Annotated in this window: 16 protein-coding genes; 6 read left to right on the top strand and 10 right to left on the bottom strand. The window is 54.6% G+C overall.

Going from position 1 to position 15,318, the window contains the following annotated elements:
- The first annotated feature begins 112 nt into the window (after positions 1-112).
- Entirely contained in the window at positions 113-1,021 is a 909-nt protein-coding gene (gene avrA, locus EOS97_RS03520; RefSeq protein ID WP_077906539.1) for a type III secretion system YopJ family effector AvrA, read from the top strand.
- Positions 1,022-1,119: 98 nt separating this feature from the next.
- Here the strand turns inward: avrA and sitD are convergent, their stop codons facing one another.
- From sitD to sitA, 4 genes are read right to left on the bottom strand one after another with little or no spacing between them, the layout of a single operon-like run.
- Entirely contained in the window at positions 1,120-1,968 is an 849-nt protein-coding gene (gene sitD, locus EOS97_RS03515) for an iron/manganese ABC transporter permease subunit SitD (protein ID WP_000480209.1), read from the bottom strand.
- Positions 1,959-2,819 carry an iron/manganese ABC transporter permease subunit SitC gene (sitC, locus tag EOS97_RS03510; RefSeq protein WP_001104334.1) on the bottom strand — a complete coding sequence of 287 codons (861 nt, stop codon included), beginning with the start codon at positions 2,817-2,819 and terminating at the stop codon, positions 1,959-1,961. Before sitC ends, sitD begins: the two co-directional genes overlap by 10 nt.
- Positions 2,816-3,637 (bottom strand): iron/manganese ABC transporter ATP-binding protein SitB, encoded by an 822-nt coding sequence (sitB, locus tag EOS97_RS03505; RefSeq protein ID WP_000083153.1) that lies wholly within the window; start codon positions 3,635-3,637, stop codon positions 2,816-2,818. Before sitB ends, sitC begins: the two co-directional genes overlap by 4 nt.
- On the bottom strand, positions 3,634-4,551 hold the full coding sequence (gene sitA, locus EOS97_RS03500; protein ID WP_000182930.1) for an iron/manganese ABC transporter substrate-binding protein SitA: 918 nt from the start codon (positions 4,549-4,551) through the stop codon (positions 3,634-3,636). Before sitA ends, sitB begins: the two co-directional genes overlap by 4 nt.
- A 181-nt stretch (positions 4,552-4,732) precedes the next feature.
- On the opposite strand from sitA, the gene EOS97_RS03495 reads away from it, so the two are divergent.
- The gene (locus tag EOS97_RS03495; RefSeq protein ID WP_001805308.1) at positions 4,733-5,077 is read left to right on the top strand and encodes a nitrous oxide-stimulated promoter family protein; all 345 of its coding nucleotides are present in this window, start codon (positions 4,733-4,735) and stop codon (positions 5,075-5,077) included.
- A 61-nt stretch (positions 5,078-5,138) separates the two neighbouring features.
- Here the strand turns inward: EOS97_RS03495 and flhA are convergent, their stop codons facing one another.
- The 6 genes from flhA to hypA all read right to left on the bottom strand — a co-directional run bounded on the left by flhA (position 5,139) and on the right by hypA (position 11,124).
- On the bottom strand, positions 5,139-7,217 hold the full coding sequence (gene flhA / locus EOS97_RS03490; RefSeq protein ID WP_000122692.1) for a formate hydrogenlyase transcriptional activator FlhA: 2,079 nt from the start codon (positions 7,215-7,217) through the stop codon (positions 5,139-5,141).
- 218 nt (positions 7,218-7,435) lie between these two features.
- Complete coding sequence (gene hypE / locus EOS97_RS03485; RefSeq protein WP_001059964.1) at positions 7,436-8,446, bottom strand: hydrogenase expression/formation protein HypE; 1,011 nt, start codon at positions 8,444-8,446, stop codon at positions 7,436-7,438.
- Positions 8,443-9,564, bottom strand: coding sequence for a hydrogenase formation protein HypD (gene hypD / locus EOS97_RS03480; RefSeq protein WP_001212958.1), 1,122 nt, complete (start codon positions 9,562-9,564; stop codon positions 8,443-8,445). The genes hypE and hypD overlap by 4 nt, the downstream gene beginning before the upstream one ends.
- Positions 9,564-9,836 (bottom strand): hydrogenase 3 maturation protein HypC, encoded by a 273-nt coding sequence (gene hypC, locus EOS97_RS03475; protein WP_000334871.1) that lies wholly within the window; start codon positions 9,834-9,836, stop codon positions 9,564-9,566. The genes hypD and hypC overlap by 1 nt, the downstream gene beginning before the upstream one ends.
- Positions 9,827-10,699, bottom strand: coding sequence for a hydrogenase nickel incorporation protein HypB (gene hypB, locus EOS97_RS03470; RefSeq protein WP_000337636.1), 873 nt, complete (start codon positions 10,697-10,699; stop codon positions 9,827-9,829). The genes hypC and hypB overlap by 10 nt, the downstream gene beginning before the upstream one ends.
- A gap of 68 nt (positions 10,700-10,767) precedes the next feature.
- On the bottom strand, positions 10,768-11,124 hold the full coding sequence (gene hypA, locus EOS97_RS03465) for a hydrogenase maturation nickel metallochaperone HypA (protein WP_000544461.1): 357 nt from the start codon (positions 11,122-11,124) through the stop codon (positions 10,768-10,770).
- Between the two features lie 209 nt (positions 11,125-11,333).
- On the opposite strand from hypA, the gene hycA reads away from it, so the two are divergent.
- From hycA to EOS97_RS03440, 4 genes are all read left to right on the top strand, one after another.
- A complete protein-coding gene (gene hycA, locus EOS97_RS03455; protein ID WP_000158073.1) occupies positions 11,334-11,795 on the top strand; it encodes a formate hydrogenlyase regulator HycA in 462 nt (153 codons plus the stop codon).
- 145 nt (positions 11,796-11,940) lie between these two features.
- Entirely contained in the window at positions 11,941-12,549 is a 609-nt protein-coding gene (gene hycB / locus EOS97_RS03450) for a formate hydrogenlyase subunit HycB (RefSeq protein ID WP_001079164.1), read from the top strand.
- The gene (gene hycC / locus EOS97_RS03445) at positions 12,549-14,375 is read left to right on the top strand and encodes a formate hydrogenlyase subunit 3 (protein WP_000097054.1); all 1,827 of its coding nucleotides are present in this window, start codon (positions 12,549-12,551) and stop codon (positions 14,373-14,375) included. The genes hycB and hycC overlap by 1 nt, the downstream gene beginning before the upstream one ends.
- A 2-nt stretch (positions 14,376-14,377) precedes the next feature.
- A complete protein-coding gene (locus EOS97_RS03440) occupies positions 14,378-15,301 on the top strand; it encodes a respiratory chain complex I subunit 1 family protein (protein WP_000110563.1) in 924 nt (307 codons plus the stop codon).
- Positions 15,302-15,318: the final 17 nt, after the last annotated feature.

Genomic DNA, 15,318 nt, shown 5'->3' with positions numbered 1-15,318 from the left:
AGATTTTTTGAGTAGTAATTCTTATATATAATCATCTGGAGGTGATTGGTTGCCTGGCTCAATCATTGAGGCATATTTTTGCGGGCAATATATTGAATCTGAAAAGTTAAAGATGATATTTTCGGTGCAGGAGCTATCATGTGGAGGGAAAAGTATGCTAAGTCCTACGGCTCGTAATATGGGGGCGAGTTTATCGCCTCAGCCTGACGTCAGCGGGGAGCTAAACACCGAAGCATTGACCTGTATTGTTGAGCGTCTGGAAAGTGAAATTATAGATGGCAGCTGGATTCATATCAGTTACGAGGAAACCGATCTCGAAATGATGCCTTTTCTTGTTGCACAGGCCAATAAGAAGTATCCAGAGTTAAATCTTAAATTTGTTATGTCAGTCCATGAGCTTGTTTCCTCTATAAAGGAGACCAGAATGGAAGGCGTTGAATCTGCCCGATTTCTCGTAAATATGGGAAGTTCAGGTATCCATATTTCAGTCGTCGATTTTAGAGTTATGGACGGAAAGACATCGGTGATTTTGTTCGAACCAGCAGCGTGTAGCGCTTTTGGACCTGCTTTACTGGCATTGAGGACCAAAGCAGCTCTTGAACGTGAACAACTGCCTGATTGTTATTTTGCTATGGTCGAGCTGGACATTCAACGAAGCTCTTCTGAATGCGGTATTTTTAGCCTGGCGCTCGCCAAAAAACTTCATCTTGAATTTATGAACTTAGTAAAAATTCATGAAGATAATATTTGTGAACGTCTGTGTGGTGAGGAACCTTTTCTCCCGTCTGATAAAGCAGACCGTTATCTGCCGGTGAGTTTTTACAAACATACTCAAGGCGTACAACGATTAAATGAATATGTGCAGGCCAATCCGGCGGCGGGAAGCAGTATAGTGAACAAAAAGAATGAAACGCTTTATGAGCGATTCGATAACAATGCCGTTATGCTAAACGATAAAAAACTCTCTATATCCGCTCATAAAAAAAGGATAGCTGAATATAAGTCTTTACTTAAACCGTAATGAAATTATAAGGTTGCCTGCCAGAGAAAATACTTCCAGCGCCATAAGACTACTCTATATTATGACCGTATGTTTCCTGAATAGCAGGCAAAAAAGTGTTAACCTTGCGCCTCTGGTACGATTTCATTACGCCTGTCACGCCATGTTGCGTAAATAAATACCGCAATAAACACGATGGCAAATAATACCACGATGGTCGGCGCTGGCGCGCTATCAAGATAAAAAGACAGATAAACGCCCGCAAAAGCGGTAATAACTGACAGACTCACCGCTAATCCTAGCGCGCGCGCAAAGCGTCGCGTCAGCAAAATGGCAATTGCGCCGGGGGCGATAAGCAATGAAATCGACAGAATAATGCCCACCGATTTCAGCGTGGCGACGATAGTCAGCGCAATCATACATAGCAGGCCATAATGCAGTAGCGTGGTATTCAGCCCGCTGGCTTTCGCCTGGTGCGGGTCAAAAGCGTGTAGCAGGAGATCTTTCCATTTCAGCCCAATGATTAACGCAATACCCAGTGCAATAACTGACGTTTGTACGATATCCCCCAGCGATACGCCCAGCATATCCCCAAACAGGATGTGATCCAGATGCACTTCCGATTGAATAGAAACATAGAGCACCAGACCTGCGCCAAACATCCCGGAAAAGACGATGCCCATCACCGTATCACGCTTGATGCGGCTGTTATCGTCCAGATAACCGGTCGCGATAGCGCAAAATAATCCGGCAATGAAAGCGCCAATCGCCAGGGGGATCCCCACAATATATGCCAGCACGACCCCGGGGAATACCGCATGACTCATTGCGTCGCCCATTAACGCCCAGCCTTTTAACACTAAAAACACGGACAGTAAGGCGCAGGGAATCGCCACAATGACCGAAACCATAAGGGCGTTCACCATAAAATCAAACTGAAAGGGTTCCAGTAACGTTGTTAAGAACATGTCGGCTCCTTCTGCAGGCGGGCGCGTCGACGGTTGGCTAACAGACCGTGTTTCGGGGCGAAAATAAAGGCAGTGATGAACAGTAAGGTTTGCATGACGACAATAATTCCGCCAGTGGCGCCATCCAGCCAGTAGCTAAGCCATGCGCCCAGAAAACTGGTCAGGCTGCCAATCACGACGGCAATTATGAGCAGACGTGGAAAACGGTCGGTGAGTAACCAGGCCGTCGCGCCCGGCGTGACGACGAGACAGATCACCAGGAACGCCCCAACGGTTTGCAGGGCCGCTACGGTAGAGACGGACAATAGAGTGAAAAACAACAGCTTCAGTCGACCCGGATTAAGCCCGATAGAACGCGCATGGGTCTCATCGAAAAAGACGACCATCAGATCTTTCCACTTTAACAGCAGAATCGTCAGCGAGACTGCGCCGATAATCGCCAGTTGCGCAATATCCGCTGGCGCGATCGCCAGCACGTTGCCGAGAATAATCGTCTGGATATTCACCGACATCGGATTTAGCGACACCATAAAAAGGCCGACGCCAAAAAAAGAGGAGAAGATAAGCCCGATAATCGCGTCTTCTTTCAGGCGTGAGCGTTGGTTAAGAAAGAGCATACTGCCTGCCGCCAGTCCGCCGGAAAGAAACGCGCCGAGCGAGAAGGGCAGCCCTAACATCCAGGCGCCAGCGACGCCAGGCACAATAGAGTGAGATAGCGCATCGCCAATGAGCGACCAGCCTTTGAGCATCAAATAGCAGGAGAGAAACGCGCACAGACCGCCCACCATCGCGGAGACCCACATCGCGTTGAGCATATACTGGTAGCCAAACGGCTCAACAAGCCAGTTCATGACGATTTTCCTCCGCTGGCCACGCGCCGGGAAATAAAGGGGCGCTCGTCATCGGTGATGATGTGCTCTTCACCTCCGCTTAGCGCGATATGACGTAGAACGCCGCTAAACGCCTGTTCCAGATTCGCGGCGGTAAACGTGGTTTCGGTAGGGCCGCTGGCCAGTACGGTTCCTTTAATCATTACCGTATAGTCGCAAAACTCGGTGACGGAGCCGAGATTATGCGTTGAGACCAGCATCGTGCGGCCTTCATCGCGCAGTTCCCGCAGTAGATCGATGATTCGCGCTTCGGTTTTTACATCCACGCCGGTAAAAGGTTCATCCAACAGGATTACCTGTCCATCCTGAGCGATGGCCCTGGCAAGAAACACACGTTTTTTCTGCCCGCCGGACAGTTCGCCAATCTGCCTGTGACGATATTCCTGCATATCCACCCGCGCCAGCGCGGCGTCAACACAGGCGTGATCATGCGCAGTGGGACGGCGTAGCCAGCCCATATGGCCGTAGCGTCCCATCATCACCACATCTTCTACCAGCACCGGAAATGACCAGTCCACTTCTTCCGATTGCGGAACATAAGCAATGAGGTTTTTTTTCAGCGCCTTGTTGACTGACTGTTGCAGGATAGTGATATCGCCCTGCGCAAGATGCACAAAGCCCATTAACGCTTTAAATAACGTAGACTTACCGGAACCATTTACGCCTACCAGCGCGGCGATTGAACCGCCAGGCACCTGAAAAGTGGCGTCCCGTAGGGCGGTATGACCGTTGCGATACGTCACCGTGACTTGATCAACGGTAATCGCAGATTGACTCATTGTTGACTCCTCAGTCCGTCGTTAATGCCGTTGACGATGGTTTCGGTCGTGACGCGCAGCAGATCCAGATAGGTTGGCACAGGGCCGTCAGCGGCGCTCAGAGAATCGACATACAGCACGCCGCCATAATGCGCGCCGGATTCACGCGCGACCTGACGGGCCGGTTTATCGGAAACCGTACTCTCGCTAAAGATGGCGGGAATATGGTGCTTTTTAATGGTATCAATCACTTTACGCACCTGTTTTGGCGTCCCCTGTTGATCGGCGTTAATTGGCCAGAGATAAAGCTCTTTCATGTCATTATCGCGCGCCAGGTAAGAGAACGCGCCTTCACTGGTGACCAGCCAGCGCTGATCGGCGGGAATTTTTTCCAGCTCGGCACGCAACGGATCGGCCATCTGGCGAATTTTCGCTTTATAGCGTTCGGCATTTTGCTTATAGATCTGCGCATTATCCGGATCGTACTTCACCAGGGCGTCGCGAATGTTATCGACATAAATCAGCGCGTTTTCTGCCGACATCCAGGCGTGCGGGTTCGGTTTACCGTTATACGGGCCTTCGGTAATGCCCATCGGTTTGACGCCGGTAGAGACGACGACTTCCGGCACGCCGGAAAGGTGCTGATAAAAGCGGGCGAACCATCGCTCCAGGTTCAGACCATTCGCGAGGATAAGCTGTGCCCCCTGCGCTCGTTTAATATCGCCGGGCGTTGGCTGATACTCATGGATTTCAGCGCCAGGCTTGGTAATTGAGCTGACTTCCGCTGCGTCGCCCGCCACGTTTTTCGCCATGTCGGCAATAACGGTAAACGTGGTGATGACTTTAAATTTCTCTTTTGCATAGGCTGGCGATAGCGCGAGTATCGCAACAATACCGGCAATCAGGAGTGTTTTCAGACGATGTAGATTCGTCATAGTATCCCTCGCAACAATGTGGTTAATTAATCATCGAATATAGCCTTTGCTATGTTATATAGCACAAGGCATGAATAAATGAAAATAATTCTTATTTGCGTAATGGCGACGATATGCAGTGATAGTGCTAAAGAGGGATAAGGTGTAAAATAAATACACCTTAATGTTCGGAGAGAGCACGATGCCTGGTAAACGTATCGCTCGTGAAAAACTGACGATCAAAAAAATGATCGCGCTGTATGAAAGCCAGTGCCCACAGGCGTCAGCGGTGCAGGGGCATTACGACGCGCTGTTCGCCTACGCGCAAAAACGTCTTGATAAATGCGTATTTGGCGAGGAAAAACCCGCCTGTAAGCAGTGCCCGGTGCACTGCTATCAGCCGGCTAAACGCGAAGAGATGAAGCAGATTATGCGTTGGGCAGGTCCGCGAATGCTTTGGCGACACCCTGTCCTGACCGTGCGGCACCTTATCGACGATAAGCGCCACGTTCCGGAATTGCCGGAAAAATATCAGCGCAAGAAGTGAAGGGGAAGCGCCAGGCCTACGGCGCGCATCATCTCCAGGCCGGATCAGATCCGGCAACCCGTTACGCTAACGCGTCTTTATCAATACCCAATCGCTTCATACGCGACAGCAGGGTGGTTCGTTTAAGCCCCAGACGCTGCGCCGCGCCTTTTGGTCCAGCCACTACGCCATTGGTCTCTTTCAGCACGCGTATAATAAGCTGATATTCATCTTCGCCTTCTTTGGCGCTTTCAGTCGCAACAGGCGAGGTATCGGGCGTTACGGCGGTAATATCCGGCAGCGACAGTTGTAGCACATTGCCGCGCGTCAGCAGCACGGCGCGCTCGACGACATTCTCCAGCTCGCGAACGTTCCCCGGCCATTCCATGCTGCTAAGCGTGCGCAGCGTTTCGGCGGGAATGCTGTCGATATTACGCCCCATTCGGCGGGCGATTTTGAAAGTGAACGCTTTGACCAGTAGTGGAATATCTTCCGGACGTTCGCGCAACGGAGGAAGCTGGATCGGAAAAACATTCAGCCGATAGTAGAGATCGTTACGGAATTCGCGATCGGCGACCATTTTTTTCAGATCGCGGTTAGTCGCGGCGATCAGCCGCACGTCGGTCTGGATCAGTTTATTGCTGCCGAGACGTTCAAACTCTTGCTCCTGAAGGACGCGCAGCAGCTTAGGCTGTAGCTCCAGCGGCATGTCGCCCACTTCATCCAGAAACAGCGAGCTTTTATCCGCCAGCTCGAAACGGCCAATCCGCTGCGCGCTGGCGCCGGTAAACGCGCCGCGCTCATGACCAAACAAATCGCTTTCCAGCAGCCCCGCCGGCATCGCGGCGCAGTTCATCTTTACCATCCTGCGCCCGCTACGTCCGCTCAGGTTGTGAATGGCGCGGGCAATCAACTCTTTACCGGTTCCCGTTTCGCCCAGAATCAGCACGGTACTGTCGCTCTGCGCCACCATCTCAACCTGCTTTAGCACGTTGTACATCGCTTCGCTGCGTCCGATGATCTCGCCAAACTCGCTGTCGACGTTATTAAGCTGCTCCGTGAGCGCCAGGTTTTCGTCGACCAGGCGTTCCTTCAGTCGGTGGATTTCCTGATAGGCCAGCGCATTATCCACGGCAATGGCTACCCGTTCGGCAATCTGACGCAGCAGCTTGAGGTTGGCGGTGGTAAACACTTTTTCTTCGCACTGGGCCAGTTTGAGCACGCCAAGCATCGTCTTGCCGGACATCAACGGCAGCAGGCAAAGCGTCTGGATCTGATTGCCCCAGGTATCGAACAGCATGCGTTCGTAGGGGGCAAGCGGATCGCGTTCGTTGAGGTTGATAAGCAGCATCTCTTTACTTTTAAAGACGCGCTCCGTGAGCGTGCCGGCTTCGTCGACTTCGCTCTGTTCGTGCGCCGGATGATGCTCATCAAGGTAGTGGGTGGAGTAGATATTCAGCTTATTTTTGCGATGGCTGCGCAACACGATGCTGATTGCGTCGATATTGAAATAGTGGTGGATCTCTTTTGCGACTTCGCTTACCAGCTCATCAATATCCAGACGCGACAGGACGGCGTTGGTAATCGCAACCAGAATACGGAAGTTATCGCGTTCGCGGCACAACAGATCATAATCGACGTTATTGTTTACCCGGTTTTGAATTTGCTCGGCGACCACGCCGACAATTTGGGTAAACGTATGCAGACGGTCATATTCCTTTTCACTCCAGGGGCGATCTTCCTGACGGATGAATTCGCAGCCGCCGAAAATACGGCCCTCCGCGGCTAAAGGAAGCAGACAGTAATGACCAAATTCAGGGTAGAGGCCGCTCGCGGCAAGCTGCGGCCAGGTTTCGGTAAACTCATGGAAATTACAGTGCAATGCATCGGGGCGAGAAAGGATGCGACGTACCGGGCCGTGCGCCAGTACGGTTTCATCTTCATATTCAACAGGACGGCCATTTTCTCGCGTCGCATAATATTGTGCGCGTTGCGACTGCGCCTGCCATAGCACAATGCCGGCGCTGTCGGCGAGCGCTGAACGCTTTACCAGTTGCGAAAGCGCTTCACTGAGCGACGCCAAATCGGGCTGCTGCAATAAGGTACGAGTGATATCGAACAAGCCTTGCTGTCCAAGATCGCTCATGGGTGTATACGACATGTTGCTTTTCCAGGAAAATACCGCAAAACGGTGCGAAAACGGTAAATGAATTATAGGTATAAGTCGTAAGTTATTGCCGGATGGCTGACCGCAAACTCGCTGGTCACACACTCCGTAGGCCTGATAAGCAAAGCGCCATCAGGCGTTAATGCAGCGTTAATGCCGGATGTCGACGCAAATGCGTCTTATCCGGCCTACAGTATGCTGCCAACAGGCTGCTAGCATATACGAGGTAATGGTTCGGCGTGTGGCAAATCAAGGGTTCGCTTCACGCCATAGAGTCCGGCTAAGCGAACGCCTTTGCGTTCCACGACTTCGCCAATCAGCGCCGCATCACGTCCCAGCGGATGCGCGCGTAATGCCGCCAACGCCCGATCTGCGGCCTGCCGTTCAACGGCAATCACCAGTTTTCCTTCGTTGGCAAAGTTCAGGGCATCCAGCCCCAACAGCTCGCAGACGCCGCGCACGGCAGGTTTGAGCGGCAGTGCGGATTCGGACAATTCAATACCGTAACCGCAGGACGTCGCAAACTCATGGGCGACCGCATTCACGCCGCCGCGCGTGGCGTCACGCAATGCCTTCACTCCGTCAATATGACGCAGCGTCTGAATAAGCGGCGTTAATACTGCGCAGTCGCTCGCCAGCTCGCCATCCAGCCCCAGTTGCTCACGCAGGTTGAGGATAGTGGCGCCGTGATCGCCAAGCGTACCGCTGACTAACAGCACATCGCCAACGCTCAGCGTTTGCGCGCCCCAGTGAATATCGGCGGGAATCGCCCCCATGCCGGCAGTGTTGATAAACAATTTATCCGCCGCGCCGCGCTGCACAACTTTGGTGTCGCCGGTTACAATGGCGATACCCGCTTCCCGCGCGGTCGTCGCCATGCTATTGACCACGCTTTTTAACGTCTCCATCGGCAGCCCTTCTTCAAGGATAAAGCCGCAGGAGAGATAGCGGGGGATCGCGCCGCTCACCGCTACGTCGTTCGCCGTACCGCAAATCGCCAGTTTGCCGATATTGCCGCCGGGGAAAAAGAGCGGATCGATCACATAGCTATCGGTAGAAAACGCCAGACGGTCGCCCTCCGCCGTCAGTTGCGCCAGCTCCAGACGCGCCTGATCTTCTTGTTCCGCCAGCCACGGGTTGGCAAAGGCCTCCATAAACAGGCTATTAATCAACTGTTGCATAGCCTGGCCGCCGCTGCCGTGGGCGAGTTGTATATTGTTCAAACTTCACACTCCTGCTGACGATACTGATACCAGGCGGCGCATGCGCCTTCGGAAGAGACCATCAGCGCGCCGAACGCGGTCTCTGGATTACATGTTTTACCAAATAGCGGGCACTGATGCGGCTTGCATCTGCCGGTCAGCACTTCGCCGCAGCGGGCGCGCGGATCGTCATAGACCTGTTGCGGCGCTGGGCGGAAATGCGCTTCGGCGTCAAAGCGCTGATACTCTGGCGTCAGGTGGACGCCGGAGGATTCAATCACGCCCAGACCGCGCCACTCGCTATCGCCATTAACGCAGAACACATCGGCGATGGCCTGCTGCGCCAGCATGTTTCCGGCATCCGGCACCACGCGACGGTATTGGTTTTCAACCTGGCTTAGGGCCGCTATTTTCTGCTCAACCAGCATGACCACGCCTTGCAGTAGATCAAGCGGTTCGAATCCAGCCACCACCAGCGGGCGATGAAAATCGGCGGCGATAAACTGGTACGCCTCGGTGCCGATGACCATGCTGACGTGGCCTGGCGCAAGAAAGGCGTCAATGCCGTTGTCCGGCTGCTCCAGTAGGCTACGCAGCGTCGGGATCAGCGTAATGTGCTGGCAGAAAAAGTAGAAGTTTCGCACGTCACGCTGTTTTGCCTGCTGCAGCGTGATGGCGGTGGTCGGCATGGTAGTTTCAAAGCCCAGCCCGAAAAATACCACTTTGCGGGTCGGGTTATCCTGCGCCAGCTTCAGCGCGTCCATCGGAGAGTAAACAATACGGACATCCGCGCCGCGCGCTTTAGCCTGCAACAGCGAACCCTGTTTCCCCGGCACGCGCATGGCATCGCCAAAGGTGCAGAAAATCACCTCCGGATGGCTGGCGATTTCCACGCAACTGTCGATACGTCCCATCGGCAGCACGCAGACCGGACAACCGGGGCCGTGAATAAACTCCACGTTTTCGGGCAGTAACTGATCGAGACCAAATTTAAAAATTGCGTGGGTATGACCCCCGCAGACTTCCATAATGCGCAACGGACGTTCGGCAGTGTAAGGAAGAAGGGCGGCGCGTTCACGCAGGTGTTCAATGAGCTGCATTACCTGTTCCGGCGCACGGTACTCGTCAACAAAACGCATTATCTCTCCTCACCATACAGCAGTGCGCCGACGTCCGGCTCAACATCAAACATATTTTGTAGCGCGTCGAGCGTGTCGCGCGCTTCCGCTTCGTTAATGACGCTCATGGCGAATCCGACATGGACCAGCACCCACTGACCCAGACGCGGCTGACCGTTTTCATCACAACTGCCGACTAATGTGAGATCGACGTCGCGCTGAATGCCGCAGACGTCAACTTTTGCCTGATTGCCGTCAATGGCGCGGATTTGACCCGGAACGCCTATGCACATCGCTGCGCCTCCAGCCAGGCCAGCCACTGATCCATGCCTTCGCCGCTGGTGGCGGAAATCAGGATAATTTCAATCTCCGGGTTCACTTCACGCGCGCTGGCGATGCACTTCTCAACGTCAAAATTGAGGTAGGGCAGCAGATCGACTTTATTGAGCAGCATGAGCGACGCAGCGGCAAACATATGGGGATATTTCAGCGGCTTATCTTCACCTTCGGTCACGGAAAGCACTGCGACTTTATGCTTTTCGCCCAGATCGAAGCTGGCCGGGCAGACAAGATTACCGACGTTTTCGATAAACAGAATACCATGGTCATCCAGCGGCAGGCGCGGCGCGGCGTCGGCGATCATTTGCGCGTCAAGATGGCAGCCTTTACCGGTGTTGACCTGAATGGCGGGCGTGCCGGTAGCGCGGATGCGGGCGGCGTCGTTCACTGTCTGCTGGTCGCCTTCAATCACCGCGCACGGTACACGGTCTTTCAATTTCATTAGCGTTTCAGTCAGCAGGGTGGTTTTACCGGACCCGGGGCTGGACACCAGGTTGAGCACCAGTTGCTGGCGGGCGGCGAAACGGGCGCGGTTGCGCTCAGCCAGACGATTATTTTTGTCCAGCACGTCGATTTCAACCTCCAGCATCCGCCGCTGACTCATACCAGGCGCGTGGGTTCCGGCTTCGCCGTGGCCGTAATGCAGATCGCCTTCTGCGGTCTGACTTGGGGCAAAGTCAGGCGTTTTAATGCCGGTAATATTCAGCGCCGGGCGAGCCGCTGGGGCAAAGGGCGCGCTACGAAACGCTGAGTGCGGATTATGTTCATCGCCTTCTATATAAAGGTTGCCTTCAGCGCAACCGCAAGTCGTACACATCGCTTACTCCTGATCTTTTTCTTGTTACAGGCTTTCTGCCGGATGGCGACGCGAGCGTCTATCCGGCATTAATCTTCAGTTTCATCAATCTCTATGCGCCGAATTTGTAAGCCGTCATCGGCCACAATTCGCAGCGTATCGCTATGACATTGCGGACAACGACGTACACGGTGGGTTAACAACGTGACATATTGTTGACAATGCTCACACCAGCATTCGGCTTCCTGTTCTTCGAGGTGCAGTTTACAACCTTCTGCTATCGTGCCGCGGCATACCAGATCAAAACAAAAGGAAAGAGCGCTGGTTTCCACGCAAGAAAATGCGCCAATTTTGATCCAGACGGCTGTCACACGTTTTGCACCGTATGCTGAAGCCTGTTGTTCAATCAATTCCAGTGCCCGTTGGCAGAGGGTGATTTCGTGCATATCGCCTCCCGTAGTGGTTGCCCCTGTAAAGCAATATTTATGCCAATATTTTTATCCCCTGGCAGGTTAATGTCGACGATGACGAAATGACATGTCGTCACCGCGTCGAAACGGCAGTAACTGCGCTCGTCTGCTATTAAAAACAATAAGTTAAAAATTGGCATGGAAAATGCTTAACGCAGGCATCTCTGTTAAACGGGTAACCTGACATGACTATTTGGGAAATAAGCGAAAAGGCCGATTACATCGCGCAACGGCATCGTCGCCTACAGGACCAGTGGCATATTTACTGCAACTCGCTGGTTCAGGGGATCACCCTCTCGAAAGCGCGCCTGCATCACGCAATGAGCTGCGCGCCGGAAAGGGATCTTTGCTTTGTCCTGTTTGAGCACTTTCGTATTTACGTCGCGTTGGCGGATGGTTTTAACAGCCACACCATTGAGTACTACGTTGAAACCAAAGATGGCGAAGATAAGCAATTGATTGCACAGGCGCAGCTCGATATCGACGGCAAGGTTGACGAACGGGTTAACAACCGCGATCGCGAGCAGGTGCTGGAGCACTATCTGGAAAAAATCGCCAGCGTTTACGACAGCCTCTATACCGCTGTAGAAAACAACTCGCCGGTTAATTTGCGTCAATTGGTAAAGGGAAACAGCCCGGCGGTATAAGCCTGAGGCGTTGCCCGCTTTGATTCGCGATGTGGCGTTGCGCCACGTCATGAATGTTTTGGGAATGGGCGTGTCGATAAGTGTCGAAAATGACATTTCAACGGCATGTTTTCGTCAAAAATGACAATCACCTGAGGAATGCCTGGTGAATCGTTTTGTAATTGCTGACTCCACTCTCTGTATCGGCTGCCACACCTGTGAGGCCGCCTGTTCAGAGACGCATCGCCAGCATGGCCTGCAGTCAATGCCGCGCCTGAAAGTGATGCTGAATGAAAAAGAATCTGCGCCGCAGCTTTGTCACCACTGTGAAGATGCGCCATGCGCCACGGTATGCCCGGTTAACGCGATTAATCGCGTTGACGGCGCTGTCCAGCTTAATGAAAGCCTGTGCGTGAGCTGCAAACTGTGTGGTATTGCCTGTCCGTTTGGCGCTATTGAGTTTTCCGGCAGCCGTCCGCTGCATATTCCAGCGAACGCCAATACGCCGAAAGCGCCGCCCGCGCCGCCAGCGCCTGCGCGCGTCAGTACGTTGCTCGACTGGGTGCCGGGCGTACGCGCTATCGCGGTGAAATGCGACCTGTGCAGCTTTGACGAGCAAGGCCCGGCCTGTGTGCGGATGTGCCCGACTAAAGCGCTACACCTGGTGGAGAACACGGATATCGCCCGCGCCAGCAAACGTAAACGTGAGCTGACGTTTAATACCGATTTTGGCGATCTCACCTTGTTTCAGCAGGCTCAGAGTGGGGATGCATAATGAGTTCACTTTCACTGATTACTAGCGGCGTCGCGTGGTTTGCCGCCGCCGCCGTTCTGGCGTTTCTGTTTTCGTTTCATAAAGCGCTGAGCGGCTGGATTGCCGGTATCGGCGGCGCGGTCGGCAGCCTGTGTACGGCAGGCGCGGGGGTCACCGCGCTGACCAGCGCCGTTACGGTGAGCGGCGTGATGCCGTTTACCGGTCACATGCTGCAAATTACGCCGCTGAATGCTATCTGGCTGATTACGCTGGGGCTGTGCGGCCTGTTCGTCAGCCTGTTCAATATCGACTGGCATCGCCATCCACAGGTAAAAGCCAACGGACTGTTGATCAACCTGCTGATGGCGGCAGCCGTCTGCGCCGTGGTCGCCAGTAATCTGGGGACGATGGTGGTGATGGCGGAAATCATGGCGCTCTGCGCCGTGTTCCTCACCGGCGGTAGCAAAGAGGGCAAACTGTGGTTTGCGCTGGGCCGTCTCGGTACGCTGCTGCTAGCAATCGCCTGCTGGCTGGTGTGGCAGCGCTACGGCACGCTGGATCTGGGGCTGCTGGATCAACGCGCTCAGCAACTGCCGCTGGGCTCCGATATCTGGCTGCTCGGCGTTATCGGCTTTGGTCTGCTGGCCGGGATTATCCCGCTACACGGTTGGGTGCCGCAGGCGCACGCCAACGCCAGCGCTCCCGCCGCCGCGCTGTTCTCGACCGTAGTGATGAAAATCGGGCTGCTGGGCATTCTCACGCTATCTCTGCTTGGCGGCAATGCGCCGCTGTGGTGGGGCGTGGCGCTGTTGGTGCTTGGGATGATCACCGCCTTTGTCGGCGGTCTGTACGCGCTGATGGAGCATAACATTCAGCGCCTGCTGGCCTATCACACGCTGGAAAATATCGGCATCATTTTGCTCGGTCTGGGCGCAGGCGTTACCGGGATTGCTCTCAATCAGCCGGTACTGATCGCGCTGGGTCTGACCGGCGGGCTCTATCACCTGCTGAACCATAGCCTGTTCAAAAGCGTGCTGTTTCTGGGCGCGGGCAGCATCTGGTTCCGTACCGGTCATCGCGATATCGAAAAACTGGGCGGTATTGGTAAACGGATGCCGGTTATTTCTATCGCCATGCTGGTCGGTCTGATGGCGATGGCCGCGCTGCCGCCGCTGAACGGCTTTGCCGGCGAGTGGGTGATTTACCAGTCCTTCTTCAAACTGGGCAACAGCGGCGCATTTGTTGGTCGTCTGTTAGGACCGCTGCTGGCGGTTGGCCTGGCGATTACCGGCGCGCTGGCGGTGATGTGTATGGCGAAAGTGTATGGCGTGACGTTCCTTGGCGCGCCGCGCACGAAGGAAGCTGAAAATGCCAGCTGCGCGCCGATCCTGATGGGCGTCAGCGTGGTGGCATTGGCGATTTGCTGCGTACTGGGCGGGGTTGCCGCGCCGTGGCTGCTGCCGATGATTTCCACTGCGGTACCGTTGCCGCTGGAAACCGCGCACACCACCGTATCGCAGCCGATGATCACGCTGCTGTTGGTCGCCTGTCCGCTACTGCCGTTCATCATTATGGCGATGTTCAAAGGCAACCGTCTGCCGTCGCGTTCTCGCGGCGCGGCCTGGGTGTGCGGCTACGACCATGAGCAGTCGATGGTGATTACCGCGCACGGTTTCGCCATGCCGGTGAAAGAGGCCTTTGCCCCGGTACTCAAACTGCGTAAGTGGCTCAACCCGGTATCGTTGATTCCGGGCTGGCAGAACGCGGCGGCCGCGGGGCTGTTCCGTCGTCTGGCGCTGATTGAGCTGGCGGTGCTGGTGGTGATTGTGGTTTCACGAGGAGCCTGAAAATGAGTGTGTTTTATCCGTTAATTCAGGCGCTGGTGCTATTTGCCGTTGCGCCATTGCTGTCCGGTATTACTCGCGTGGCGCGCGCCCGTCTACACAATCGCCGAGGGCCGGGCGTGTTGCAGGAGTACCGCGACATTATCAAACTGCTCGGTCGTCAGAGTATTGCGCCCGCTGATTCCGGCTGGGTTTTTCGCCTGACGCCGTTTGTGATGGTCGGCGTGATGCTGACTATCGCCACCGCGCTGCCGGTCGTCACCGTTGGATCTCCGTTGCCGCAACTGGGTGATTTAATCACCCTGATTTACCTGTTCGCCATCGCGCGCTTCTTCTTCTCTATTGCAGGCCTGGATACCGGCAGCCCGTTCACCGCGATCGGCGCCAGCCGTGAAGCGATGCTCGGCGTGCTGGTGGAGCCGATTCTGCTGCTGGGTCTGTGGGTCGCCGCGCAGGTGGCGGGTTCAACTCATATCAGCAATATCGCCGATACCATTTATCACTGGCCTGTCGCGCGCAGTATTCCGCTGATTCTGGCGCTGTGCGCCTGCGCCTTCGCCACCTTTATCGAAATGGGCAAGCTGCCGTTCGACCTGGCGGAAGCGGAGCAGGAGTTGCAGGAAGGGCCGTTGACCGAATACAGCGGTAGCGGCTTTGCGGTGCTGAAATGGGGCATCAGCCTTAAGCAACTGGTGGTGCTGCAAATGTTCGTCGGCGTGTTTCTGCCGTGGGGACAGATGGAAACCTTCAGCGCAGGCGGACTGTTGCTGGCGCTGGTGATTGCCGTCGTCAAGCTGATTGTCGGCGTACTGGTGATCGCCCTGTTTGAAAACAGCATGGCGCGACTGCGTTTTTGCGCCACTTCACGCGTGACCTGGGCCGGTTTTGGGTTTGCGTTTTTAGCCTTCGTCTCCTTGCTGGCGGCGTGATTTAAGAGAGTTTGAGC

The organism is Salmonella sp. SSDFZ54 (genome assembly GCF_004010735.1).
Lineage (GTDB): Bacteria > Pseudomonadota > Gammaproteobacteria > Enterobacterales > Enterobacteriaceae > Salmonella > Salmonella enterica.
Note: the sequence above shows the minus strand (reverse complement) of the source record. Positions and strands in the feature narration are given on the sequence as shown.